Here is a 23,751-nt window from a genome sequence, read left to right as displayed (position 1 = left end):
TTCGGCCGTTCGGCCGGGGGCGTCGAGCGGAAGGATGCGACTGTGCTGGTGATCAGGGCCGACCTCGTGGAGGCGATGGTCGCGCACGCGCGCGCCGACCACCCCGACGAGGCGTGCGGTGTCATCGCCGGTCCCGAGGGCTCCGATCGGCCCGAGCGGTTCATCCCCATGATCAATGCCGCGCGCTCGCCCACCTTCTACGAGTTCGACTCGGGTGAGCAGCTGCGGCTGTGGCGGGAGATGGATGCCGCCGACGAGGAGCCGGTGGTCATCTACCACTCGCACACCGCCACCGAGGCGTACCCGAGCCGCACCGACATCGCCTTCGCGTCCGAGCCCAATGCCCACTACGTGCTGATCTCCACCCGCGATCCGGAGCGGCACGACCTGCGCAGCTATCGGATCCTCGAGGGCGAGGTCACCGAGGAACCTGTCGAGATCGTCGCTGCCTACAGCGAATCCGCCGACGCCTGAACGACTTTCAGCGCACCCCGCCCGCCGGAACAACACAAGGAGTCCCCCTCATGCCGGTCACCGTGTCCATCCCGACCATCATGCGTCCGATCACCAAGGGCGAGAAGCGGGTTCAGGCCCAGGGCGCGACCCTGGCCGCCCTCATCGCCGACCTGGAGGCCAACTACCCGGGTCTGGAGGCGAAGCTGCTCAAGGACGGCAAGCTCAACCGCTACGTCAACATCTACGTCGACGACGAGGATGTCCGCTTCAGCGGCGGGCTCGAGGCCGAGGTGCCCGAGAACGGCACCGTCACCATCCTCCCGGCGGTCGCCGGCGGCGCGCGCTAATCGTGGCGCGCTACGAGTCGCTGATCGCGACACTGGGCAACACCCCGCTGGTGGGGTTGAAGAACCTGTCCCCGCGGTGGGACGGTGACGAGCACGTGCGGCTGTGGGCCAAGCTCGAGGACCGCAATCCGACCGGATCCATCAAGGACCGCCCGGCGCTGCGCATGATCGAGCAGGCCGAGGCCGACGGGCGGCTCACGCCCGGCTGCACGATTCTCGAACCCACCAGCGGCAATACCGGTATCTCGCTGGCCATGGCGGCCAAGCTCAAGGGCTATCACCTGGTGTGCGTGATGCCGGAGAACACCTCGGTGGAGCGGCGGCAGCTGCTCACCATGTTCGGCGCCGAGATCATCGACTCCCCGGCCGAGGGCGGCTCCAATCAGGCTGTGGCGCTGGCCAAGCAGATCGCCGCGGAGAATCCGGACTGGGTGATGCTCTACCAGTACGGCAATCCGGCCAACTCACTGGCGCACTACGAGACCACCGGCCCCGAGATCCTCGCCGACCTGCCCGAGATCACGCACTTCGTGGCGGGTCTGGGCACCACCGGCACGCTCATGGGCACCGGCCGCTTCCTGCGTGAAAAGGTCCCCGGCATCGACATCGTCGCCGCCGAGCCGCGCTACGGCGAACTGGTCTACGGCCTGCGTAATCTCGACGAGGGCTTCGTCCCCGAGCTCTACGACGAGTCCGTCCTGACCTCCCGCTTCTCGGTCGGCCCCTACGACGCCGTCCGCCGCACCCGCGAATTGATCCTCGAAGAGGGCATTTTCGCGGGCATCTCCACCGGCGCCATCCTGCACGCCGCCCTCGGCGTCGCCACGAAGGCACAGCGGGCGGGCAAGCGCGCCGACATCGCCTTCATCGTCGCCGACGGCGGCTGGAAATACCTCTCCACCGGCGCCTACGACGGCACCCTCGAAGAGGCCGAGGAGAAGCTCGACGGCCAGCTCTGGGCCTGACTCGGCCCGGCGCCTCGGGGATTTCCCCGAGGCGGTCCGGCTCGGTGCGGCGGTAGGCTCGGGGCAGGGCGGCTAGGAGGTCTTGCTATGAGCGGCGGGAGCGGGATGGGCGCGTCGTTCGATCCGGATCGGATCGCGCGGTTGCGAGGGCAGCTGGCGAAGCCGGCGGGCGGGTCGGGCGGGAATGGTGCTCTGAAGTTGCTGTGGCAGCGTGCCATTGTGCTGACCCTGGGATTCACGGCGTTGCTGTATCTCGTGGAGGGGGTCAACAGCCTCACCGGCAACGAGCTGGATCAGGCGGGGGTGAAGCCGCGCAGCGAGGACGGGCTGCCCGGCATTCTGTTCGCGCCTGTGCTGCATGCCAATTGGGGGCATCTGTTCGGGAACACACTGCCCGTGATCGTGCTCGGGCTGCTCACCCTGCTGACCGGGATCGGGCGGGGGCTGACGGCGACGGCCATCATCTGGGTGATCGCCGGGGTGGGCCAGTGGTTCACGGCGCCGCCGCACAGCGTGTCGGTCGGCGCCTCGGTGCTGGTGTTCGGCTGGCTCACATATCTGATCTGCTGGGGCTGGTTCGCGCGAAATGTGTTGCAGATCGCGGTCGGAGTGGCGGTGGCGGTGCTCTACGGTTCGATCCTGTGGGGCGTTCTGCCCGGCAACCCGGAAATCTCTTGGCAAGGACATCTTTTCGGGGCGATAGGTGGAGTGGTTGCCGGATGGGTACTCTCTGGGAATGAACGTCGTCATCGTCGTGGGGCTGACGCCGGCCGTCTCGCGTCGCAGGGGTGACGCTGGACGCGGTCGGCGATTTGGGGGATCCCTCCTTGAGTGAGAATGCAGCGTGGCAGCATGGGGGAATGCGCCTCACCGTCCTCGGGTGCTCGGGCAGCGTGTCCGGCCCGGATTCCCCGGCGTCGGGTTACCTGCTGACCGGCCCGGATATGACACCGACCGTCATCGATTTCGGCCCCGGGGTACTCGGCGCGCTGCAGCGCCACCTGGATCCGGGTGAGGTCGACATCTTCCTGACCCACCTGCACGCCGACCACTGCCTGGATTTGCCGGGCCTGCTGGTGTGGCGCCGCTACCACCCCAATCCGCCCACGGGTAAGGCCGTCGTCTACGGCCCCACCGATACCGCGCTGCGAATCGGCAACGCCTCGGCGGAGATCGGCGGCGAGACCGACGACTGGTCCGATGTGATCGACATGCGGGTCTGGCAGGCGGATGTTCCGGCGTCCTTCGGCCCCGGCCACACCGTCGAGGCCCGCCGCATGTACCACCCGCCGGAGTCCTACGGCCTGCGCATCTCCACCGCCGCCGGCCGCACCCTCGTCTACACCGGCGACACCGCCCTGTGCGACGAGGTCTTCGAGTTGGCCAGCGGCGCAGACGTTCTGCTCTCCGAGGCTTCCTGGACGCACGACCCGGCCAACCGCCCGCCGGGCATCCACCTCTCCGGCCACGAGGCGGGCCTGATCGCCGCCCAGGCCGGTGTCGGCGAACTTCTCCTCACCCACATTCCCCCGTGGACCTCCCGCGAGGACGTCATCGCCGAAGCCAAGGCGGTTTTCAGCGGTCCCGTGCACGCGGTCTCCCCGGGCGAGGTCTTCGACATCTGATCTTCGGCACGCGCCGACGCTATTCAGCGGGGCGCGGGCGACAGCGGATCGTGGGCCACTACGCTGAGGGCCGTGTCGAAACGAGCCGATGGCAGGGCGGATGACGAACTCCGCGACGTACGGATCACCCGCGGTTTCACCACGCACCCGGCGGGGTCCGTGCTGGTGGAGTTCGGGCAGACGCGGGTGATGTGCACCGCGAGCGTCACCGACGGGGTGCCGCCGTGGCGGCGCGAGTCCGGATTGGGCTGGCTGACGGCCGAATACGCCATGCTGCCCGCCGCGACGCACACCCGCTCGGGACGAGAGTCGGTGAAGGGCAAGGTCGGTGGCCGCACCCAGGAGATCTCGCGGCTGATCGGCCGTTCGCTGCGCGCCTGCATCGACCTGTCGACCATCGGCGAGAACACCATCGCGGTGGACTGTGACGTGCTGCAGGCCGACGGCGGCACCCGCACCGCCGCTATCACCGGCGCGTATGTCGCGCTCTCGGACGCCATCACCTACCTGGGCGCGGCCGGGAAACTGATCGACCCGCAACCGATCTCCTGCGCCATCGCCGCGGTGAGCGTCGGCGTGGTCGACGGCCGGGTGCGCCTCGACCTGCCGTACGAGGAGGATTCGCGCGCCGAGGTCGACATGAACGTGGTCGCCACCGACACCGGCACCCTGGTGGAGATCCAGGGCACCGGCGAGGGCGCCACCTTCCCGCGCTCCACCCTGGACAAGCTGCTCGATTCCGCGCTGGCGGGCTGTGAGCAGCTGTTCGTGGTGCAGAAGGCCGCTCTCGCGCTGCCGTACCCCGGCGTGTTGCCGGAGCCCGGGGAGTCCAAGAAGCGATGACCCGCCGCGTTCTGGTCGCCAGCCGCAATGCCAAGAAGCTGAACGAGCTGCGCCGCATCCTGGATGAGGCCGGTATCGCGGGCATCGAGATCGTCGGGCTGAACGACGTGCCGCCCTACGACGAGGCCCCCGAGACCGCCGCCACCTTCGAGGGCAATGCCCTCGCCAAGGCCCGCGACGGTTTCGCTGCCACCGGATTGCCTTGCGTCGCAGACGATTCCGGTCTCGAGGTGGATGCGCTCAACGGCATGCCCGGCGTGCTGTCGGCACGCTGGTCCGGTACTCACGGCAATGACGGGGCCAACAACACCCTGCTGCTGGCCCAGCTCGGCGACGTCCCCGACGAGCGCCGCGGCGCGCGCTTCGTCTCCGCCTGCGCCCTGGTCGCCGACGGCGTCGAGGAGGTCGTGCGCGGAGTATGGCCGGGTGTGATCGGCCGGAAGCCGGTGGGCGACGGCGGCTTCGGCTACGACCCGCTGTTCTTCCCGGACGGCGGCGACGTCTCCTCCGCCCAGCTCACCCCGGCCGAGAAGGATGCCGCCTCGCACCGCGGCCGCGCCCTGCGTCAGCTCCTCCCGGCGCTGGCGGCCCTCGCCGCCAACTGAATTCCCGTAGACGCGAAAGGGGTTCGGGGACCAGGTCCCCGAACCCCTTTCGGCTGTTCGTGTGTCGCGTGTTCGTGTGTCGCGCAGTCAGAGGCCGAAGGCCGCTTTGACCTCGCGGGTGCGGTAGTGCTCGAAGACGAAGGACAGGAACGGGATCGTGCCCGCGATGCAGGTCAGGGCCGTGGTGGCGGGCTTCCAGCGGGCCTTGATGCCGAGGTCGATGGTGAAGACCAGGTAGATCATGTAGAAGATGCCGTGCACCTGGCCGATGTAGAACAGCCAGTGCGGGGCGGTGCCGCTGTCGTCGAGGATGAGGTACTTGTAGACCATCTCACCGCACAGCACCAGCAGCCAGACACCGGTGATGTAGGCCAGCGCGCGGTAGCGGGTCAGCGCGCCGCGGATCTTCGCGGGCGCGGCGGCGCCGAGTGGGCGGGGTGCCAGCGTGGTGTCACCGGCGACGGGGGATGGTGCGGAGTTGTCGCGGGTGCTCAACCGGCGCTCCTCTCGGTGTGGTGCAGACCGGCGTCACGGACCTTGTCGTCCATGTCGCGGGCATGCAGATCGGCCAGGTACCTGTTGTATTCGGCGAGCTCGGGATCCTCGTCCCGGGCGGCTTTCGGGCGCTCCGGCAGCAGGCCCGCCGGGATTTCGCGCGGCGCCGTGGGTCTCGGCCGGCGCGGCCGGTCGGCGGGGGCGCCGGCCGGCGTGGACGCGGCGGCCGGTTCGGACACCCGAGCGTCGTCCTGCTCGGCTTCCTGCTCCAGGCGCACGAATCGGACGTAGGCCCACACCACGAATCCGGCGAACAACGGCCATTGCAGCGCGTAGCCGAGATTCTGATAGGTGCCGCCGCCGGACTCGAAACGGGTCCACTGCCAGTAGCCCAACCCCAGGCATGCCGCGAACGCCACGACCACGAACACGATCAGAGCCGGGCGGCGATGGGGAGCGGACACGCACTCCACGGTACCTGGGTACTACGCACTGCGTAGTAGGAGGTGGGTAACAGCAGGGCCCGCCGCACCGGATGATGCGACGGGCCCCGGGCACGAAGCTCAGAACTTGTAGGTTACCCCGGTCAGACGCTCGGACTCGGTCCAGAGCCGGCGCTGCAGTTCCGGATCCTGCGAGATCTTGCTGGACGGCGAGGGCTCGACCGGGCCCTGGCTGCCGAACCAGCGGGTGGGACCCCAGTAGACGGTCGGGTCGGCGTCGGTCTTGGTCGCGGCGAACAGCGAGGAGTAGGCCGCGTGGTACGGGGACTGGCCCACGATCCGGATGAACGGCTTCGAGATCTTGTCGAGGACGGTTTCGGTGTGGGCGAACAGGTCGGTCGCCGAGACGCCCGGGTGTACCGCGTAGGAGCGCTTGGCCGAACCGGCCTCGGTCAGCCGCCGCTGCAGTTCGCGGGCGAACATCAGGTTCGACAGCTTGGCCTGCGCGTAGGCGAGATTGCGCTGGTAGCGGCGGTGCTCGTAGTTGAGGTCGTCGATCCACAGCTTGGGCGTCTGCTTGTGGGCGATGGAGGCCAGGGTGACCACCCGGTCGCCGATCCGGTCCAGCAGCAGCCCCGTCAGGGCGAAGTGGCCGAGATGGTTGACGCCCCACTGGGTTTCGAAGCCGTCCTTGGTGCGGGAGAACGGGATGTTCATCAGGCCCGCGTTATTGATGAGCACGTCGAAATCGCCTGTGCCCTCGGCGAACTGCCGCACCGAGTCGAGGCTGGCCAGGTCCAGGCTCGCCACCTTCACGTCACCCTCGATGCGGTCGGCCACCTCCCGGGCCTTGGCGGCATTGCGGCAGGCCATGATGACGGTGGCGCCCTTGCCCGCGAGCGCCTTGGTGGTCTGCTCGCCGAGCCCGCCGTTGGCGCCGGTGATCACGAAGGTGCGTCCGGTCTGGTCCGGGATTTCGCTGGGCTTCCATGCCATGGCTGCTGACCTCACAATTCGAGTCGTTTGTTCGACCTTACTTCAGAGTAAGTTCCGGCGGTAGCCCTCGCGGGCCGGGGCAAACTTGTGACAGTCATAAAATGGTGATGATAATGGTTTCATGGCATCTCCGCCCACCGCCGCGCCGCTGGGCCTACGCGAGCGCAAGAAGCTGCAGACCAGACAGAACATCTCGAACACCGCCACCCGGCTGTTCCTGGACCGCGGCTACGACAATGTCACCATCGCCGAGATCGCCGAGGCGGCCGAGGTGGCCAAGATGACCGTGACCAACTACTTCCCGCGCAAGGAAGACCTGGTGCTGGATATTCACGACGCCTTCGTCGCGGGTCCGGCGGTCACGGTCCGCGAGCGGCGGGCCGGTGAGTCGGCGCTGGCCGCGCTGCGGCGGGTGTATCTGGCCGCGGTCGCCGACCAGGATGCCGTGCTCGCCGGATTCTCCGGGTCGGACTTCGCCGCCCTGATCACCGGCAGCCCCGCGCTGGTGGCGCGGCTGCGGGAGTTCCACGAGGACCGGGAGCGGCGGCTGGCCGAGGTGCTGGCGCGGGAAACCGATTGCACCGCAGATGATTTCACTGCCCGGCTCGCGGCCGCGCTGCTGGGCGGCGTGCATCGCACCCTGTTCGAGGAGGTGCTGCGGCGGACGGTCGCGGGAGAGTCGAACGACGCCATCGCCGCGCTGCTGGGCGAGCAGGTGGCCGCTGCCTTCGACACCCTCGAACCCGCGCTCGGCGGGTACGCGGTGCGCGCGAACTGACCGGTGCCGCACACGAACTGATCGGTCGCTCTGCTGGCGTGGCCGAGGTGCCGGGTCGTTGCCACACATCGGGCCGACGCTGGGCGGTCTGTTCACCGACCACCTGAGCTGGCGACCGAAGCAATGTGTTCACGGTGTGCTCGATCCTGAGCTTCATCGTCGGCTTCGCGCTGCCGGGCACCATGACCTACCTACCCGCGTATCTGCAATACGTGCAGGGTGTTTCGGCGACCGCGTCCGGAGTGCGGACGCTGTCGCTGTCGAGGCGCGGGTCCCGCCGCAGGCGGCGCAGCCCGGACGTCCTGCCGGTGAGCTGACCGTGGCGTCCGATGCCCCGCCGCGGAATACGCAGCGGGGCATCGGCTTTCGACGGCCGAGCCGCTCGAGGGTCAGGCGGACACGGTGGCGGGCCGCACGGTGGCGTCCCAGTCGATCCGGAAGCGCTGCTCACCGCCCAGCATCTTCTCCGGATCCATCCGCTTGAACAGCAGCGGCATCATCAGCTGCATGGCCTTGCGGGCGACGGGCCCGGCGGCCTTGGTCTGGTTCATCCGGGCGACGCGGGCCGCGACCCCCTCCACCCGCGGCCGCCGCAGCGCCTCGTAGGTGGCGAAAGCCCGTGCCGGATCGTCGATATCGCGCAGGCACCGGGCCAGCTCGATCCCGCTCTCGATGGCCAGCGAGGCACCCTGCCCGGAGGTGTTGCTGGGCGCGTGGATGGCGTCGCCGGTGAGTACCAGCCGGCCCCGGTACCAGTGCGGCACCGGCGGCATGATGTGCAGCGCGCCGATCACGGCCAGCTGCGCCGGGGTGGTGCTGCGGGCCAGCTGCTCGCCCGGATCCTCCCCGGCGTAGGTTTCGCGCAGCGTGCGCAGCCACTGCTCGGCGGGGACGGCCCGGGCCTCGGTCAGCGAGTAGTACTGCTCGCTGGGCAGATTCGCGCCCCATGAGACCCGCCCGTCGGGCATGGCCCAGTACAGGTAGTAGGCGCGCCGGCCGAAGGCGAAGGTCATCATGCCCGGCTCCAGGCCGATCGGGCAGTCGGTGTACGCGCCGAAGCTGAGCATGCGCAGATACGTCGGCCCGGGGGCTTTCGGATCGACCAGGGTGCGCACGGTGGAGCGGATCCCGTCCGCGCCGATGAGGACATCCGCGGTCGCGCTGCTGCCGTCGGCGAAGATGGCGGTCACCCCGCCCGCGTGCTCCTCCACCTCGATGAGCCGCTTGTCGTACTCGAAGCGCACCCCGGCGGCGACGGCACTGTCGTGCAGTACCCGGTGCAGGTCGGCGCGGTCGATCACCCGCAGCGGCTCGATATCGGTCATGCCGGGCAGCTCGAATCGCTTGCCGTTGACCGACATCGAGGATCGGCTGATGGGCACCGCGTGGGCGCGCACCGCGTTGCCGGCCCCGACGATGTCGAGCGCGGCCACGCCGTTGGGCGCGAGCGCCAGGTTGGAGCCGATGCCGTAGGCGGGACCCGGATAGGCCTCGAAGACGGTGACGTCGATACCGGATTTATGGAGCGCGGTGGCGGTGACGGGGCCGGAGATGCCGCCGCCGACGACGAGTGCGGAACGAATGGACATGGTTCTCTCCCGAGAAGTGTTCGCAGGGTGTCGAAAACCCCGAACCGTCCCGCGCGTGGAGAACCCAGTTATCCTGTAGTTGCCAAACTCGGCGCCGGGTTCGCCTGCACGGACGCGGTTCGAGACGGTGTGTTCCCGGGCTTCGGCGGCGGTGTTGCAGCACCCTCGCCGGGGCCCGGTCCATGTGGATCAGTCGTGCTGGGACTGCGGTGTGTCGGCTCCCCCTTCCGCCGGCTCGGCGATGTCGGCGGGCATGACGCCGTCGCGATGCCAGGCCCGCCAGCCCTCCACGTCCGGGAAGCTGCCGTCGGCGAGCGAATCGCGCAGCGCGCGTGCCCATTCGGACTCCGCCGCCAGCATGGCCAGCTCGTAGTCCTCTTCGATCAGGAACAGCCGCGGCACCGTGCCGTCCAGGGCGGCCAATTGGGTGCGGTTCTCGGCAATGGTCCGGTCCAGCTTGGTGATTCGCTGGGTGAGCAGCTCGACGACCTCGTCGGGCGGCAGCACCGACGCGACGGACAGCCCGGCCATGAAGCGGCGCTTCTCCGGCTCGGGGTCGGCGATGAGTTCCCTGGTCCAGTCGGTGAGTTCGGCGCGCCCGGCGTCGGTGATCCGGTAGATGGTCCGTTCCGGCCGGGCGCCGTCGCGTTCGCTGCCCGCGATCTCGAGGAAGCCGTGCTTGGCGAGGTTGTCCACGACCGTGTAGAGCGAGCCCCACTTGACGCCCATGTCGTTGTCCTTGCCCCATGCCCGCAACTGCGCGGCGATCTCGTATCGATGCATGGGTTTGACGACGACGGCGGACAGCACCGCCAGCCCCATCAGATTGGCGACCTTGCGCTTGCGGGCCATCCGGCACCTCCTTACTCGACTACGAATATACGTCTACGAGTATTCGGCGACAAGCATCCGGCCGGAATCGAGCTCGTCTACGCGCGGGCGAAGCGGGCGCGCAAGTGGTCGGAGGTGGCCTGGTCGGCGGGCAGGAACGCCTCGAGGTGCAGCTCGGACAGGGTGATGTCGGTGGCCGTCGCGAACGAGGTGACAGTGGTGATGAGCCGCAGCTCGCCGGCCTCGGACCGCAGTCGCAGCGGTACGGCGAAACCCAGATGTCCCGGGCCCGGTTCCACCGGCGGCAGATAGCCGTCGAGTTCGGCGATGAGCGCGTCCAGCGCGGGATCGGGGCTGCGGCCCGCGCGATTGCGGAGGCTGTCGGTGACGTGCCGCCCCCACTCCGGCAGGTTCTCCACCCGCCGGGCCAGCCCGTCCGGGTGCAGGGCCAGCCGCAGCACATTGATCGGGGGCTCCAGCAGTTCCGGTGCGCAGCCCTCGGTCAGCAGCTCGAATCCGGGATTGGCCGCCACCAGCACGCCGAACGGCCGGGTCACCACGGCCGGATACGGCAGATGCCCCTGCAGGATGGTGTCGAGCGCATGCCGGACCGCGTCGAGTTCCGGTGCGTCCAGCGCGGATTCGGGAAAGATCGGCGCATAACCGGCCGCCAGCAGCATTGCGTTGCGCTCCCGCAGGGACAGTCCCAGCACCTCGGCCAGGCGGACCACCATGATCCGTCCCGGCTGCGAGCGCCCCTGCTCCAGGAAGCTCAGATACCGCTGGCTGGTCTCGGCGGCGATGGCCAGATCGAGCTGACTCAACCGCCGCCGTGTCCGCCAGCCGCGGAGCTGCTGTGCGAACGGTGTGGTCGTGGCCGGGGCCATGGTCGTCATACCTCCACTGTGTTCGAGGGGGTGTCGCGTCGCGATTCCCTCCGGGGAATCGTCACACGGCAGGGCGGCCGCGTCTTGATCATTCCCTGCAGGGAATCGCGGCGGCGGCCGGCGCGGCACAGACTCGGAGCCATGAGCGATGGACATGATCAGAACCCGAATGGTGTTGCCTACCACCTGGATCCGCTGCGCGGCATGGCCGGATTGAGCATGGCGGTGCAGGCGGCGCCGGTCCCCGGACCGCATCAGGTGCTGGTGCGGGTGCGCGCAGCCTCCCTGAACCGGCGCGACATCATGCTGATGGAGGGCACCTACCCGGTGGCGGCCCGGCCGGGCGTGGTGCCGCTGGTGGACGGCGTCGGTGAGGTGATCGGCCTGGGTGCGGGCGTGACCCGCGCGGCGCTGGGCGACCGGGTGATGGGCACCTACTTCGTCGGCTGGAACGACGGCCCGCAGACCCAGGCGCTGAGCGGTGAGCAGTACGGCGCGACCCACGACGGCTGGCTCGCGACCTATGTGCTGCTGGAAGAGGATTCGGTGGTGCAGGTGCCGCCGTATCTCACCGATGCGGAAGCCGCGGCCCTCACCTGCGCGGGTCTGGTGGCCTGGGCCGCGGTGACCAAGCCGGTGCCGGTCGGCCCCGGCGACACCGTGCTCACGGTCGGCTCGGGTCCGGTCGGCCTCTTCGCGGTGCAGCACGCGAAAATGCTGGGCGCGCAGGTCATCTCCCTCACCTCGTCGCCGGAGAAGGGTGAGCGCCTGCGCAAGCTGGGCGCGGACGAGGTGGTGGACCGGACCGTGACCCCGGACTGGGAGCGGGTGGTGCTGGAGCTCACCGACGGCCTGGGCGTAGAGCGCGTGGTGGAGGCGGTGGGCAAGCGGACGCTGGCGAAATCCCTTGCGGCCACGGCCTACAACGGCGAGGTCGTGCTGATCGGGGCCTTCCCGGCCGAGCCGGGGCAGCAGCCCGCCGATCCGCTGGGCGGCAAGTATGTCGGCTTGCGCCGCGTCGCGGTGGGCAGCCGGGCGGATCTGGAGTTCATGAACCGCACCATGGCCGAGCACGGCATGCGGCCGGTGATCGATCGGGTGTATCCGTTCGAGCGGGCGGTCGAGGCGTTCGAATACTTCGAGACCGGTGACCCGTTCGGCAAGGTGGTGCTCACCCTGGATTGAGCGCAACTTTCCGGCAATCGGTTCGGATAGATATCTACCTGGAACTATTTCCTTACCTTGTAGCCGGTTCAGATAATCAGCAAATCTGTGTACCGTGCCTTGAAGGAGAAGCATTTCGGATCTACGAGCGTGTGCTTCGAGCCGAAGGAGTTCCCCGATGGCGGTGGGCGCGGTACGCGAGAGACCCGGTGCGGCGGGGGAGGAGCCCGCCGTCGCCGCGAATGACGGGACCCCTGGTCTGACCGCGGTGGGGACGATGCCCGCCAAGGTGCTCGGCGGCCTCCTGGTCCTCTCGTTCAGCGTGATCATCGCCTTCATCGGCGGCACCATGTGGGCCGCGCTCGACAGACCCGGCGGCGCCGAAACACCGGACACCCCACCGGCTTCCACGTCCACCGCCCCGGTGTCCGTCAAGGCGCAGCCCCAGGCGCCCCGGTCTGCCACCTCCGCCGCTCCGTCACCACCCCCGCCCGCCCCGGCCGCAGCGCAGAATCCTGCACCCGCCTCTGCGCCCGTGCCCGCCCCCGCCCCCGCCCCCGCCCCGCAAACCGAGCAATACGTCCCTCCGCCCGCGCCGGTCCAGGTGGCTCCCGAGCCGCCCGCACCCGCTCCCGCTCCCGCGGCGCCGCCTCCACCACCGGCCCCCGCACTGCCCGACATTCTGGCCCCGATCCTCCCGTTCCTGGTGCCACCCCCGCCCCCGCCCGCTCCCTAGTTGTCGCGGCCGGAAACCGAAGGAGGACAGCCATGCTGGGCACGGCAGACGAGATCCGGCGCGATCGAGGCGATATCGATCCCCGGCGGCTGGCCCGCGTGGTCCTGGCCGCCGTCCTCATGGCGGTGGCTGTCGGGGCGGGCATCTGGCTCACCTCGTCCGGTGATCGCCCGATCGCCGATACCTCGATCGTGAATGTCCCCCGCCCGCGGCACGACCATTTCGCGCCCGCTCCGCATCCGCCCAATGTCGCGCCCGCCCCGCGCCCGCCCAACGCCCCTCCCGCCGAGCAGGTCCCGTCCGCTCCGGGACGGGCCTCCGATCCGGCTCCGCCAGTGGTGATTCCGGCGCCCGTCGCACCGCATCCGGTGAACATCCCGGCGCCGGTGGGCCCGGATGGTGGGCCGGCGAATCCGCCCGCGCCGCCGGAGGATTCGGGCCGGCCCTCCGGCTAGAGTCCGGAAACCCCTGCCAGCTGGCCGATTCCGTAGGTGACCGCCATGGCCAGCGCACCACCGATGACCACCCGGAGCACGGCGCGGCGTGGATTGCTGCCACCGAGCCGGGCGCTCACCGACCCGGTCAGGGCCAGCGCCACCAGCACGGCGGCGAAACAGACGGGGATGCGCCACTGGGTCGGGGGCAGCAGGATGGCCAGGATCGGCAGGATGGCGCCGATGGTGAAGGAGACGGCCGACGACAGCGCGGCCTGCCACGGATTGGTGAGTTCGTGTGGGTCCAAACCCAATTCGGCCTCGGCGTGGGCGGCGAAGGCGTCGTGTGCGGTGAGTTCCTGGGCCACCTGGCGGGCGGTCTCGGCGGACAGTCCCTTGGCCCGGTAGATCTGGGTCAGTTCGGCCAGTTCGTATTCCGGCTCCTCGGCCAGTTCCCGCTTCTCCTTGGACAGCAGGGCGCGCTCGGAGTCGCGCTGGGTGCTGACCGAGACGTATTCGCCGACCGCCATGGAGATGGCGCCGGCGGCCAGACCCGCGACGCCCGCGGTGAGGATGGCGCTGGAGTCGGTGGACGCGGCGGCGACACCGACCACCAGGCCTGCGGTGGAGACGATGCCGTCATTGGCGCCCAGCACGCCGGCCCGCAACCAGTTGAGGCGGGCGGCGAGGCCCTCGTCGTGCGGCTCGTGCGGGTGCGGTCGCGCTGCGTCGGCGGCTCCGGTGTCGTCCACGTGGGCAGCCTAATTCACCGGGACGCACTCATGCGGTAATGCGTTCGGAGGAGGCATCGCTCCCATTTACGGGGTGTGCGGACGGTTTGCTGCAACGATGGGGTCATGGTGGGTTTCTGCGGGCGGTACTGGTCGGCCATCCTCCCGGTGCTGGGCGCCGCGGTGCTGGTGGTGGCCTGGGGCCGGCGGCTGAGCCCGGTCCCGGCGGTACTGGTGGGAGCCGTGCTGATCGGCGCGGTGCTGGCCGCGGTGCACCACGCGGAGACGGTCGCGCACCGGGTGGGCGAGCCGTTCGGATCGCTGATCCTGGCGGTGGCGGTGACCATCATCGAGGTCGGGCTGATCGTCACGCTCATGGTGTCCAGTCCGGAGAAGTCCGCCTCGCTGGCCCGCGACACCGTCTTCGCCGCCGTAATGATCACGTGCAACGGCATTTTCGGCCTCTCGCTGCTGGTGGGCGCGCTGCGGCGGCGGGTGGCGGTCTTCAATGCCGAGGGCACCGGCGCGGCGCTGGCCACGGTCGCGACGCTCGCGACCCTGAGTCTCGTGCTGCCGACCTTCACCACCAGCGAGCCCGGCCCGGTGTTCTCGACCTCGCAGCTGGCCTTCGCCGCCGTGGCGTCGCTGGTTCTCTACGGCGTCTTCGTCATGGTGCAGACGGTCCGGCATCCGGGCGACTTCCTGCCCGTCGAGGGGATCGAGGCGGTCGAGGATGAGCACGAGGAGCCGCCCACCCGCGGGCAGGCGTTGCTGAGTCTGGGTTTGCTGCTGATTGCCCTGATCGGCGTGGTCGGGCTGGCGAAGGTGGACACACCGAATATCGAATCCGGTATCGCCGCGGCCGGGCTGCCGCAGTCCGCGGTCGGTGTGGTGATCGCGATGCTGGTGCTGCTGCCCGAAACCATTGCGGCCGTGCGTACTGCGCGCCGCGACCGGGTGCAGATCTCGCTGAATCTGGCGCTGGGTTCGGCCATGGCCAGTATCGGCCTGACCATTCCGGCCATCGCGCTCGCCTCGGTCTGGATCGAGGGCCCGCTCATGCTCGGCCTGGGCGCGACCCAGATGGTGCTACTGGCATTGACCGTGGTGGTCGGCGCGCTCACCGTGGTGCCCGGACGCGCGACCCTGCTCCAGGGCTGTGTGCACCTGGTGTTGTTCTCGGCCTTCGTTTTTCTGGCGATCAGTCCGTAATCAGGAGTTCCAGCGATAGATCTGGCCGTCGCGCAGTTCGTAGGACGTCGCGGGATTGGTGGCATCGTGCCGGGACAGCAGCGCCATGACGCGGGTTCGTCCGCGGGTGGTGACGCCGTCCTCGGTCCAATGCACATAGGGGTGCACCAGTTTCGCGAATTCCGCCCAGTCGCCGGCTTCGATCGTGTGCAGGACCGCCGACACCGTGTTGTCCACAACGACAGTGAACACGCACAGTCCGGGTTGCGCGTGGGTTCGATGTGAAATCGGAGGTTGCTGCGAGATCACTCAATTCGGCTTCAGGTATGGCTGAGGGCCGCGAAACCGCCTCGCCGAGGGTTCGCCGGGGGCGTGCTCGGCGTCATAGTCATAGCTGATCTGCTCTGATAACACGTTCTAGAACAGCAGGTCACATGGTCATTCGTCCCCCTGACCGGGATCAACTCCGGATGTACCGGTAGGTAACTTAGAGGTTCCGATCACACCTCGGGTCGATTTGTTGTAACTCCGCGTAACCATTAGCTTTGATGGCAGGCAGTGTTGCCGATCACGGAGAAGAAATTTGAAGCTCGCCACCACACGTCGGTTCCGGCGTCTCGAAGTAGCAGTCCTGCGATGACCCGGGCCGTCCATAATCGGTCCGCCGTGCGCATCGTGCGTGACAACTTCTCCAGCACCTCGGTGGCGTCGCTGCGTACCTTCGGTCGCGCGGTCGGAATTGCCGAGGAAGCGGTGATCGGTACCGTCGCCGATATCGCGCGCCGCCAATTCCAATGGAAAGAAGCCATTCTCCAGGCCTGGCGGCTCATTACCGTGACCGCGATTCCGGCCGTGCTCATCGCGATTCCGTTCGGTGTCATCGTTTCGGTCCAGGTGGGCAATCTGATTCACACCCTGGGCGCGGATTCGCTGCTGGGCGCGACCGGCGGCCTGGGCGTCATCAAACAGGGCGCGCCTTTGGCCACCGGCTTCCTGCTGGGCGGCGCGGGCGCCGCGGCACTGGCCGCGGATCTGGGTGCGCGCACCATTCGCGAGGAGATCGACGCGCTGAACACCATGGGCATCAGCCCGATTCACCGGCTGGTGATCCCGCGCCTGGTGGCCATGGTCTTTGTCGCGCCGCTGCTGAACGTGCTCATCATCTTCGTGGGCGTGCTCGCCGGCTACGGCGTTGCCATCGGCGGGCAGGGCGTGACGCCGGGCTCGTACTGGTCCACCTTCGGATCCTTCACCACCACCGCCGATGTGTGGGTGTCGCTGTTGAAGGCCGTGATCTTCGGCTTCCTCGTGGTGATCATCGCCTGCCAGCGCGGGCTCGAGGCGAAGGGCGGCCCGCGGGGTGTCGCCGACGCCGTGAACGCCGCGGTGGTGCTGTCGGTGGTGTCGATCGTGACCGTCAATCTGGTCGCCACCCAGATCACCGATCTCTTCCTGCCCACGAGGCTGGCCTGATGTCGGCAACCTATGTGCCCAAGGGGCTGGGCTGGGCCGCGCGCGCCTATCGCCGCCGTGGCCTGATCCTGCGCCGGGTGGAGAACCTGGGCTTCACGCTGGCCTTCGTCTGGCAGGTGCTGTCCTCGATTCCGTTGACGCTCAGGCGCTATCGCAGCGAGACCATGCGGGCCATCTCGGACATGACCTGGGGCCGCGGCTCGGTCATCGTGGGCGGCGGGACCGTGCCGATGATGATCGTGCTCGGCCTGGTGATGGGCGCGTCGGTGGCGGTGGAGTCGTTCACCACGCTGGACATGCTGGGCATGGGCCCGGTGTCCGGCCTGGTGTCGGCCTACGCCACCACCCGTGAGCTGGCGCCGATCGTCGCCGCCATCGGGTTCGCCGCGCAGGCGGGCTGCCGCATGACCGCCGAGATCGGGTCGATGCGTATCTCCGAGGAGATCGACGCCATCGAATCCCTCGGTCTGCGTTCGGTTCCCTTCGTGGTGACCACCCGCGTGCTCGCGGGCGCGGTCGCCATCGTGCCGACCTTCCTGATCGCGCTGATCCTGTCCTACGCGGCCTGCCGCGGGCTGATCACGCTGGTGCACGGGGCGTCTGCCGGTGTGTACGACCATTACTTCTTCCAGTTCGTGTCCGGGTTCGACGTGATCGCCGCGGTGGTCAAGGTGGCCGTGTTCGCGGTGGTGGTCATCCTGATCCATTGCTACTTCGGCTTTTTCGCGACCGGCGGGCCGGAGGGCGTGGGTATCGCCTCGGGTAAGGCGGTGCGCGCGAGTTCGGTGGCCATCGTGGCCATGGACATGGTGCTGTCGCTGTCCCTGTGGGGCTTCAACTCGGCGATTACGTTCACGGGGTAGGGGATGCCGAATTACGGAATGCCGGGTGTGGCCGTCGATCGCAAGCGGGCGATGACGGTCGGCACTGTCGCGCTGGCGCTGGTGCTGGCCGTGGTGGCGGGCTGGGCGCTGTACCGGTCACAGAAAACCGAGGCCGGATTACCGATTTCACTGCGCACCGAGCAGATCGGTGACGGTGTGCTGGTCGGCACCGACGTGCGGGCCAATGGCGTGGTGATCGGCAAGGTCACGGAGATCGCGCCGGATCAGCACGGGACACAGCAGATTTCGCTGCGGCTCGACGATGCCAAGCTGTTCGGGCTGGACGACAGCCTGCAGGTGGATTACGCGCCGGCCAACCTCTTCGGCATCAGCGAGATCGAATTGCGCAGGGGCGCGGGCGGTTCCCCGCTGCGCTCGGGCACGGTGCTGGACTTCACCGGCGGCCGCGCCGCCGCGGTCTACGACGCCACCATGGGCTCGCTGCTGCGCAGCGCCTCGCAGGTGGGCGGTTCGGTGCTGACCCCGCAGATGGCGTCGGTGATCGCGCAGGCCGCGGCCGATACCCAGGCGCTCATGCCGCTGGCGCAGGCGCTCATCACCGCGCAGCGCACGATTACCGACAACCAGAAGATGCCGATGTCGGAGCTGGCCGGCAACCTCGGCCCGGCCTTCGACGGCGGCGGCCGGTTCGCGGGCGCGACCGTGCAGGTGGTGGATCTGATCCGCAGTATGCAGCGGCTGCAGACCGACCGCGCCGCCTACGACAAGGGCGTCGCGACGGTCACCGGTCAGCTGCTGCCGGCGCTGGCGACCACCTTCACCCAGGCCGGGAATCAGCTTTCCGGCACCACCGACATGCTGGTCCCGGTGCTGACCGCACTCGCGCAGATGGTGCCGCAGCCGCAGCAGTCCGCGTCCGAATTGCGCCTGCTGCTGGAGCGATTGCGCGCGGCCATGCCGGACACCGGGCAGGGGCCGGTGCTGAATGTGGAGGTCGACCTGAAGGGTGTGCCGGCCATCGCGGTGCCACTGCTGGGAGGGGCGCGATGAGGGTGAAATCGGCGGCCTGGCGGCTGGCCCTGTTCGCGGGCGTCATCGTGGTGGTGCTCATGTTGGTGCTCACCGCGATTCAGCGCCCGGTGTCGGGGGAAACCGAGACCCACGATGCCATCTTCACCGACGCCAACGGTTTGAAGGTCGGCGACGACGTGCGCATGTTCGGCGTGCAGGTCGGCAAGGTGAAGCAGATCGGTCTCGAGGGTGCGAAGGCGCGGGTGCAGTTGTCGGTCAAGACCGATGCGCCCGTCTACGACAACTCCAAACTGGCCATCCGCTACCAGAATCTGACCGGGCAGCGGTACATCGATCTGCAGCAGCAGCCGCAGCCGGGCAACCGGATTCCGGCGGGCGCGCGCATCGGCGAGGACCACACCGTGCCGTCGTTCGATGTGACGCAGCTGTTCAACGGCCTGAAGCCGGTGCTGCAGACCATTTCCCCGGAGGCCATCAACCAGTTCAGCGCCAGCATGGTGGCCCTGATCGAAGGTGACGGCAGCGGCATCGGCCCGGCCATGGACGCGATCGGGAAACTGGCGTCGTATGTGGAGAACCGGCAGCAGGTGATCGGCACGCTGATCCACAACATGTCGGATCTGTCCGACCGGCTGGGCGGGCGCGTGCACTACCTGGTGCCGCTGCTGAAGCAGCTCTCCGACATCTTCGAGGCGTTGCAGCAGAATATCGGCGGCCTGGCGCAATTCGCGGTCACCGCGCCCTCGGTGCTGCGGCCCATCGACAATCTGCTGCGCTCGTTGGGGATCGACAGCGGGTCCGATGTCGACGCGCTGATTCGCAAGATCTTCCCCGACGCCAAGGAGGCGGTGGACGCCTTCGGCCGCCTGCCCGCGGTGCTCGGCGCGGCCGACGCGGCCCTGCCGACCAGCCCGAGCGGCTGGAAGCCGGTGTGCAGCAAGGGAACCGCCGATGTGCCGGCGGTGGTCAGGGTGCTCGTGTCGGGACAGCAGGTGGCGATATGCAACGGATGACATTGCCCCGCTTCTGGAGCGGGCTCGGTTCGATACGTGACGATCGGGTGGTCGACGACGCCACCAAGCAGAAGCGGCACCTGCGCAAGGGCGTCGTCGGCGCGGTGCTCGTGGTGCTGGGCCTGGCGGCCGCCGGTGCGCTGTACGTGATCCCGTTCGGCAAGCACACCTACACCGCGGAACTGTCCGAGGCGCAGTCGGTGAAGGCGGGCGACGACGTGCGCATCGCCGGCATCTCGGTCGGCGAGGTGAAGTCGCTGGAACTGAAGCCGGACAAGGTCGTCATGCGCTTCACGGTGAAATCCGATGTGTTCCTGGGTGATCAGACCTCCCTCGACATTCGCATGCTGACCATTGTCGGCGGCCACTATGTGGCGGTGTTCCCGGCCGGGAGCAAGCCGCTGGGGTCGGCGGCCATTCCGGCGGACCGGGTGCGCCTGCCCTACAGCCTGATCGAGACCTTCCAGGACGCGGCCGCCCCGCTCGCCAAGATCGACGGTTCGATGCTGAACAAGAACCTTGCGGCGCTGGGTAATTCGATCGACGGTTCGCCCGACACCCTGCGCACCACGCTGGCCACGGTCGACACCTATGTGGACGCGCTGGACAAGCAGCGCGGCCAGGTGTCCAACGCGGTGGCCGTGGCCGACGAGTACGTGCGCATGTACGACGGCGCGAAATCCGATCTGGGCCGGCTCATGGACAATGCCAACCTGCTGGTCACCGTGCTCGACGACAAGCATGCCGAGATGGCCGAGGCCATCCGGCTGCTCAGCGATGTGCTCGGCCGGCTCGGCGGTGCGGAACCCACCTGGTCGGATCTGAAGCCCAAGCTGACCGACGCCATCACCCAGCTCGAACAGCTCGGCCAGAAGTTCACCCCGACCCTGACCGCCGCGCAGGACCTGCAGAAGAAGCTGTCGGACTTGGTGATTCCGGACGGCGGCGTGCAGATCGACCATTCGCAGCAGATCGTCGCGCTATCGGACCAGCCCGCGGCACAGCCGCAGCAGCCCGTGGCACAGCCGCAGGTGTGCATTCCGGTGCCGGGGAAGGACTGCTGATGTTCAAGCGGATGCTCGGATCGCAGGCATTCATGTCGGTCGCCGGTGCGGCGCTGGTGGTACTGCTGGCGGTGGTCGGGTACCTGCTGTGGTTCAACCCGATGAAGAAGACCGTGTCCTACTGCGCTGTCATGCCCGACGCGGTCGGTCTGTACGCGGGCAACAAGGTGACCATGCGCGGAATCGCGGTCGGCACCGTCGATTCCATCGATTCGGACGGCACCAAGGTCAAGGTGAAGTTCTCGGTCAACGCGAAGTACCCCGTGTATGCCGATGCCGCCGCCACCACCGTCTCGGATTCGATTGTGGCCGACCGCAATCTGGCGGTGCTCAACAGTGGCAAGGATCTGGCGCACTGGGATTCATCGCAGTGCATTACCAAAACCCTGACGCCCAAGAGCATTACCGAGACTCTGACGGCGCTGGCCGACCTGTCCTCGCAGCTGCAGCAGGCGCAAGCGCCGGATGCGCTGGCGCACGGCCTGTCCGCGCTGGACTCGGCCACCCAGGGCGCCGGCCCGCAGATCAACGAGATCGTCAAGAAGCTGGGTTCGGCGCTGGCCCAGCCGGACGCCGACATCGGGCACCTGGCGGGCATCTTCGACGCCTTCGCCGCGGTCGGTGCGAAGGTCGAGCAGCACTGGGGCGACCTGCGTTCCATGCTGCTGCGGCTGGCCCCCGCCCTGAACAATGCCAGCACCGAATTGCTCGGTCCCGGTGCGCAACTCATCGACCGGCTCGGCGAGGTACTGCCCATGCTCAATGATCTGGTCACCATCGCGGGCGACCCGATCATGCGCGGTCTCGACGACACCCTGCCGCTGGTCCGGCTGCTGCGTGCCAATGTCGGCTCGCTCTCCGAGGTCATGCTGAAACTGCCGGTGCTGACCAATGCGGCCCAGAACATCATGGGCAACGGCATTACCTATGGCTCTCCGCGCGCGGCCCTGCCGGCCACGCAGGCCGAACAGGTCTGCGCCGCAGTCAATGCCGTCACCCCGGGCAGTTGCACCGACGCCGCCAACGGCATGGTGAACGTCCCGCTGGTCCCGTTGGTGCTCGGAATGGCAGGTGTGCGATGAGGTTCGGACGCTGGGAGATCGTCGTCGCCACCCGGCCCGGTTCCGGTGCGGGAGAGGGCGGCTCGGTGTGGTCGAAGCCTGTGCAGGGGGCAGGCTCCGACGTGCGTCCGCGGGGACGTGTGGCCAGGCGTGCCGGAGCCGCGGTGCTGGCCGCCGGGTTGTTCGCCGGGGCGGGGGGCTGTGCCTTCGATCCGTCCTCGGTGCCGGTGCCGGGCACCACGATTTCGGGGCCCACCTACCGGATTCACATCGAGTTCGGCAATGTGCTGAATCTGCCCGCGAAGGCCAAGGTCATCGCCAATGGCGCGCAGGTCGGTTCGGTCAGCGGTGTGCGCGTGGTGGATTCGGCGCACGCGGGCGGGCGCGGCGGCTATGTCGTGGTGGACGCGGACATCTCGTCCAAGGTGCAGCTGCCGGTCACGACGGTGGCCGAGCTGCGGCAGAACACGGTGCTGGGTGACATCCATCTGGCGCTGACCACGCCGCCGGACGGGTTCGGGTCGCTGCTGAAGGACGGCGGCACCATCACCCAGGACCATACCCGCCCGCCGGTGCAACTCGAGGACACCATGGCCGCCCTGGCGGCCTTCACCCAGGGCGGTGCCGTGAATCAGTTGCAGGACATCATCGACCATTTCAATGCGGTGCTGCCCCGCGATCCCGAGGAGACCAAGCGGATCGCGCGGAACGCGGCCGGGAACGCGGTGGATCTGGCGGCCAATCTGGACCAGGTCGACAAGCTGCTCGACGGTCTGGGTGTCAACGCCCAGGTGCTGCACGATCGCGCGGACTTCCTGGACCATGAGCTCGGCCAGGAGTCGGTGGACGCCATGACCGGGATCACCGGCTCGATCAAGGGCGTCACCGAGATCTTCGCCGTGCTCGGCCAGCTCGGGCAGTCGCTGGTGTGGCTGGCCCCGCTGGCCACCGCGCTGGATCCGGTGACGCAATCCTTTGCACCGCTGGCGCTTTCGGGACGGCCGCTGGACCTGTCGGTGCCATCGAACCTGTCGCTGCTGACCTCGCTGCTGCGGGACAAGCTGATTCCGTTCGTCGAGAACGGGCCCAAGGTGAACATCACCGGCATCCAGGCGGATTCGGTCTCCCGAGACGATCAGGTCACCAACATGCTGGCCGGGCTGCGCATGATCGGAGCGGTGCGATGAAGTGGGGTTCGCTGGCGTCGCTGGGCGGCATCGCGGCCGTCACCGTGGTGGGCGCGAGCTATCTGACCTTCGGCGTGGTGCGGGCGGATCCGTTCGCACACCACACCGACGGGTCCATGGTGATGGCGAATTCCGGTGGGCTGAGCGTGGGTTCACCCATCCTGCTCACCGGCATGCGGGTCGGCAGGATCACGTCGGTGGACTCCACCGCGCGCGGCGTCGAGGTGGGCTTCCGCATCGACGGGGACCGCAGGCTGCCCACCGACAGTGATGTCACCATCGAGCAGCTGTCCGCGCTGGGCGAGCCTTTCGTGGAATTCCGGCCCCGCACCGCGGGCGGGCCGTACCTGAGGGACGGCCAGCGCCTGGATGCCGCCATGGTGAAGTCGCCGCTGTCCATTCCCGAGGTGTCGCGACTGGTCAACAAGGTCATGAACCAGCTCGACCCGAAGGTCGCGGCCTCGCTGGCGAGCACGCTGGGAGCGGCCTTCCACGACACGGATTCGGCCATGCCGAACCTGACCCGGGCCGGTGATCTACTGGCCGCCGCGATTATGAGCCGCGAGCCCAAGATTGCCCAGCTACTCAACAGCTTCCAGGCGGCGGCCTCGAATATCGATGGCATGGGCGAGGCCACGGCGGCCGCGGCTCCGGCGTTCGTGCAGTTCGAGCAGTCGCTCGAGGAGCTCATCAATGCCGTCGGTAGACTGGTCGACCGTGCCCCCGGGCCGCAGGCATACGTCTCCGGCAACGGATTGGCGCCCTTCCTGGCCAAGCTGACCGAATGGCTGCAGCAGGCCGGACCCGAATTGAAGACCCTCGCGCCCCAATTGCAGCCGCTCGCCGACGCGGCACGCACCGCCGGGCCTCAGCTCAATATCAGCAGCTTGATCTCACAGGCGCTCGCGTCCACCGGTGACGGTGCCGTGCGCGTGCAGGTCGGCGTGAAGTAGCAGTATC

The 23,751-nt window shown here is 68.5% G+C and carries 29 protein-coding genes; 21 read left to right on the top strand and 8 right to left on the bottom strand.

Annotation, left to right across the window (positions count from 1 at the left end):
* Nucleotides 1-42 precede the first annotated feature (42 nt).
* The 7 genes from ACFXKA_RS17320 (at nt 43) to ACFXKA_RS17290 (ending at nt 4,841) form a co-directional block, all read left to right on the top strand.
* Nucleotides 43-474: a M67 family metallopeptidase gene (locus tag ACFXKA_RS17320; protein ID WP_354850204.1), complete on the top strand. Its 432-nt coding sequence runs from the start codon at nt 43-45 to the stop codon at nt 472-474.
* 50 nt (nt 475-524) lie between these two features.
* Complete coding sequence (locus tag ACFXKA_RS17315) at nt 525-803, top strand: MoaD/ThiS family protein (RefSeq protein ID WP_354850207.1); 279 nt, start codon at nt 525-527, stop codon at nt 801-803.
* Nucleotides 804-805: 2 nt separating this feature from the next.
* Nucleotides 806-1,768 (top strand): PLP-dependent cysteine synthase family protein, encoded by a 963-nt coding sequence (locus ACFXKA_RS17310; protein ID WP_379427974.1) that lies wholly within the window; start codon nt 806-808, stop codon nt 1,766-1,768.
* A gap of 87 nt (nt 1,769-1,855) precedes the next feature.
* Nucleotides 1,856-2,560 (top strand): rhomboid family intramembrane serine protease, encoded by a 705-nt coding sequence (locus tag ACFXKA_RS17305; protein WP_379427973.1) that lies wholly within the window; start codon nt 1,856-1,858, stop codon nt 2,558-2,560.
* Between the two features lie 68 nt (nt 2,561-2,628).
* Entirely contained in the window at nt 2,629-3,393 is a 765-nt protein-coding gene (locus tag ACFXKA_RS17300) for a cyclic nucleotide-degrading phosphodiesterase (protein WP_379427972.1), read from the top strand.
* A gap of 72 nt (nt 3,394-3,465) precedes the next feature.
* Nucleotides 3,466-4,236: a ribonuclease PH gene (gene rph / locus ACFXKA_RS17295; RefSeq protein ID WP_379427971.1), complete on the top strand. Its 771-nt coding sequence runs from the start codon at nt 3,466-3,468 to the stop codon at nt 4,234-4,236.
* The gene (locus ACFXKA_RS17290) at nt 4,233-4,841 is read left to right on the top strand and encodes a non-canonical purine NTP pyrophosphatase (RefSeq protein WP_379427970.1); all 609 of its coding nucleotides are present in this window, start codon (nt 4,233-4,235) and stop codon (nt 4,839-4,841) included. The genes rph and ACFXKA_RS17290 overlap by 4 nt, the downstream gene beginning before the upstream one ends.
* Nucleotides 4,842-4,928: 87 nt before the next feature.
* Here ACFXKA_RS17290 and ACFXKA_RS17285 read toward each other — a convergent pair whose 3' ends face one another.
* The 3 genes from ACFXKA_RS17285 to ACFXKA_RS17275 all read right to left on the bottom strand — a co-directional run bounded on the left by ACFXKA_RS17285 (nt 4,929) and on the right by ACFXKA_RS17275 (nt 6,775).
* On the bottom strand, nt 4,929-5,285 hold the full coding sequence (locus tag ACFXKA_RS17285) for a DUF3817 domain-containing protein (RefSeq protein ID WP_354850312.1): 357 nt from the start codon (nt 5,283-5,285) through the stop codon (nt 4,929-4,931).
* 47 nt (nt 5,286-5,332) lie between these two features.
* Nucleotides 5,333-5,809 (bottom strand): transcriptional regulator, encoded by a 477-nt coding sequence (locus tag ACFXKA_RS17280; RefSeq protein WP_379427969.1) that lies wholly within the window; start codon nt 5,807-5,809, stop codon nt 5,333-5,335.
* 90 nt (nt 5,810-5,899) lie between these two features.
* Nucleotides 5,900-6,775 (bottom strand): oxidoreductase, encoded by an 876-nt coding sequence (locus ACFXKA_RS17275; RefSeq protein ID WP_379427968.1) that lies wholly within the window; start codon nt 6,773-6,775, stop codon nt 5,900-5,902.
* Between the two features lie 121 nt (nt 6,776-6,896).
* Between ACFXKA_RS17275 and ACFXKA_RS17270 the strand changes: the two genes are divergently transcribed.
* Nucleotides 6,897-7,553, top strand: coding sequence for a TetR/AcrR family transcriptional regulator (locus ACFXKA_RS17270; RefSeq protein WP_354850230.1), 657 nt, complete (start codon nt 6,897-6,899; stop codon nt 7,551-7,553).
* 134 nt (nt 7,554-7,687) lie between these two features.
* Complete coding sequence (locus ACFXKA_RS17265; protein ID WP_379427967.1) at nt 7,688-7,870, top strand: hypothetical protein; 183 nt, start codon at nt 7,688-7,690, stop codon at nt 7,868-7,870.
* 72 nt (nt 7,871-7,942) lie between these two features.
* Here the strand turns inward: ACFXKA_RS17265 and ACFXKA_RS17260 are convergent, their stop codons facing one another.
* The 3 genes from ACFXKA_RS17260 to ACFXKA_RS17250 all read right to left on the bottom strand — a co-directional run bounded on the left by ACFXKA_RS17260 (nt 7,943) and on the right by ACFXKA_RS17250 (nt 10,869).
* On the bottom strand, nt 7,943-9,142 hold the full coding sequence (locus tag ACFXKA_RS17260; RefSeq protein ID WP_379427966.1) for an FAD-dependent oxidoreductase: 1,200 nt from the start codon (nt 9,140-9,142) through the stop codon (nt 7,943-7,945).
* 189 nt (nt 9,143-9,331) lie between these two features.
* Nucleotides 9,332-9,994: a PadR family transcriptional regulator gene (locus tag ACFXKA_RS17255; protein WP_379427965.1), complete on the bottom strand. Its 663-nt coding sequence runs from the start codon at nt 9,992-9,994 to the stop codon at nt 9,332-9,334.
* Between the two features lie 77 nt (nt 9,995-10,071).
* Nucleotides 10,072-10,869, bottom strand: coding sequence for a helix-turn-helix transcriptional regulator (locus ACFXKA_RS17250; RefSeq protein ID WP_354850241.1), 798 nt, complete (start codon nt 10,867-10,869; stop codon nt 10,072-10,074).
* 132 nt (nt 10,870-11,001) lie between these two features.
* On the opposite strand from ACFXKA_RS17250, the gene ACFXKA_RS17245 reads away from it, so the two are divergent.
* From ACFXKA_RS17245 to ACFXKA_RS17235, 3 genes are all read left to right on the top strand, one after another.
* Nucleotides 11,002-12,045: an NAD(P)-dependent alcohol dehydrogenase gene (locus ACFXKA_RS17245; protein WP_379427964.1), complete on the top strand. Its 1,044-nt coding sequence runs from the start codon at nt 11,002-11,004 to the stop codon at nt 12,043-12,045.
* Nucleotides 12,046-12,202: 157 nt separating this feature from the next.
* Nucleotides 12,203-12,760, top strand: coding sequence for a hypothetical protein (locus ACFXKA_RS17240; RefSeq protein WP_379427963.1), 558 nt, complete (start codon nt 12,203-12,205; stop codon nt 12,758-12,760).
* A gap of 32 nt (nt 12,761-12,792) precedes the next feature.
* The gene (locus ACFXKA_RS17235; protein WP_379427962.1) at nt 12,793-13,215 is read left to right on the top strand and encodes a hypothetical protein; all 423 of its coding nucleotides are present in this window, start codon (nt 12,793-12,795) and stop codon (nt 13,213-13,215) included.
* Here the strand turns inward: ACFXKA_RS17235 and ACFXKA_RS17230 are convergent.
* On the bottom strand, nt 13,212-13,946 hold the full coding sequence (locus tag ACFXKA_RS17230; RefSeq protein ID WP_354850250.1) for a VIT family protein: 735 nt from the start codon (nt 13,944-13,946) through the stop codon (nt 13,212-13,214). The genes ACFXKA_RS17235 and ACFXKA_RS17230 overlap by 4 nt on opposite strands.
* Before the next feature lie 105 nt (nt 13,947-14,051).
* Here ACFXKA_RS17230 and ACFXKA_RS17225 point away from each other — a divergent pair, with 105 nt between their 5' ends.
* Nucleotides 14,052-15,137 carry a calcium:proton antiporter gene (locus tag ACFXKA_RS17225; protein WP_379427961.1) on the top strand — a complete coding sequence of 362 codons (1,086 nt, stop codon included), beginning with the start codon at nt 14,052-14,054 and terminating at the stop codon, nt 15,135-15,137.
* On the opposite strand, the gene ACFXKA_RS17220 is transcribed toward ACFXKA_RS17225, so the two are convergent.
* Nucleotides 15,138-15,368 carry a nuclear transport factor 2 family protein gene (locus ACFXKA_RS17220; protein ID WP_379427960.1) on the bottom strand — a complete coding sequence of 77 codons (231 nt, stop codon included), beginning with the start codon at nt 15,366-15,368 and terminating at the stop codon, nt 15,138-15,140.
* 384 nt (nt 15,369-15,752) lie between these two features.
* Here ACFXKA_RS17220 and ACFXKA_RS17215 point away from each other — a divergent pair, with 384 nt between their 5' ends.
* Genes ACFXKA_RS17215 through ACFXKA_RS17180 form a run of 8 tightly spaced genes read left to right on the top strand, consistent with a single transcriptional unit; the run spans nt 15,753 to nt 23,744 of the window.
* A complete protein-coding gene (locus tag ACFXKA_RS17215; RefSeq protein WP_379427959.1) occupies nt 15,753-16,589 on the top strand; it encodes an ABC transporter permease in 837 nt (278 codons plus the stop codon).
* Nucleotides 16,589-17,452: an ABC transporter permease gene (locus tag ACFXKA_RS17210; RefSeq protein WP_379427958.1), complete on the top strand. Its 864-nt coding sequence runs from the start codon at nt 16,589-16,591 to the stop codon at nt 17,450-17,452. The genes ACFXKA_RS17215 and ACFXKA_RS17210 overlap by 1 nt, the downstream gene beginning before the upstream one ends.
* A gap of 3 nt (nt 17,453-17,455) precedes the next feature.
* Nucleotides 17,456-18,484 (top strand): MlaD family protein, encoded by a 1,029-nt coding sequence (locus ACFXKA_RS17205; protein WP_379427957.1) that lies wholly within the window; start codon nt 17,456-17,458, stop codon nt 18,482-18,484.
* Nucleotides 18,481-19,479: an MlaD family protein gene (locus tag ACFXKA_RS17200; protein ID WP_379427956.1), complete on the top strand. Its 999-nt coding sequence runs from the start codon at nt 18,481-18,483 to the stop codon at nt 19,477-19,479. The genes ACFXKA_RS17205 and ACFXKA_RS17200 overlap by 4 nt, the downstream gene beginning before the upstream one ends.
* On the top strand, nt 19,467-20,543 hold the full coding sequence (locus ACFXKA_RS17195; RefSeq protein WP_379427955.1) for an MlaD family protein: 1,077 nt from the start codon (nt 19,467-19,469) through the stop codon (nt 20,541-20,543). The genes ACFXKA_RS17200 and ACFXKA_RS17195 overlap by 13 nt, the downstream gene beginning before the upstream one ends.
* Nucleotides 20,543-21,625 carry an MlaD family protein gene (locus tag ACFXKA_RS17190; RefSeq protein ID WP_379427954.1) on the top strand — a complete coding sequence of 361 codons (1,083 nt, stop codon included), beginning with the start codon at nt 20,543-20,545 and terminating at the stop codon, nt 21,623-21,625. Before ACFXKA_RS17195 ends, ACFXKA_RS17190 begins: the two co-directional genes overlap by 1 nt.
* Nucleotides 21,622-22,791 (top strand): MlaD family protein, encoded by a 1,170-nt coding sequence (locus ACFXKA_RS17185; protein WP_379427953.1) that lies wholly within the window; start codon nt 21,622-21,624, stop codon nt 22,789-22,791. Before ACFXKA_RS17190 ends, ACFXKA_RS17185 begins: the two co-directional genes overlap by 4 nt.
* Nucleotides 22,788-23,744 carry an MlaD family protein gene (locus ACFXKA_RS17180; RefSeq protein ID WP_379427952.1) on the top strand — a complete coding sequence of 319 codons (957 nt, stop codon included), beginning with the start codon at nt 22,788-22,790 and terminating at the stop codon, nt 23,742-23,744. Before ACFXKA_RS17185 ends, ACFXKA_RS17180 begins: the two co-directional genes overlap by 4 nt.
* Nucleotides 23,745-23,751: the final 7 nt, after the last annotated feature.

This window comes from Nocardia sp. NPDC059228 (genome assembly GCF_042754245.1).
In the GTDB taxonomy this organism is placed as follows: domain Bacteria; phylum Actinomycetota; class Actinomycetes; order Mycobacteriales; family Mycobacteriaceae; genus Nocardia.
The sequence above is the reverse complement of the archived record's forward strand: the minus strand, read 5'-3'. Positions and strand labels throughout refer to the sequence as shown.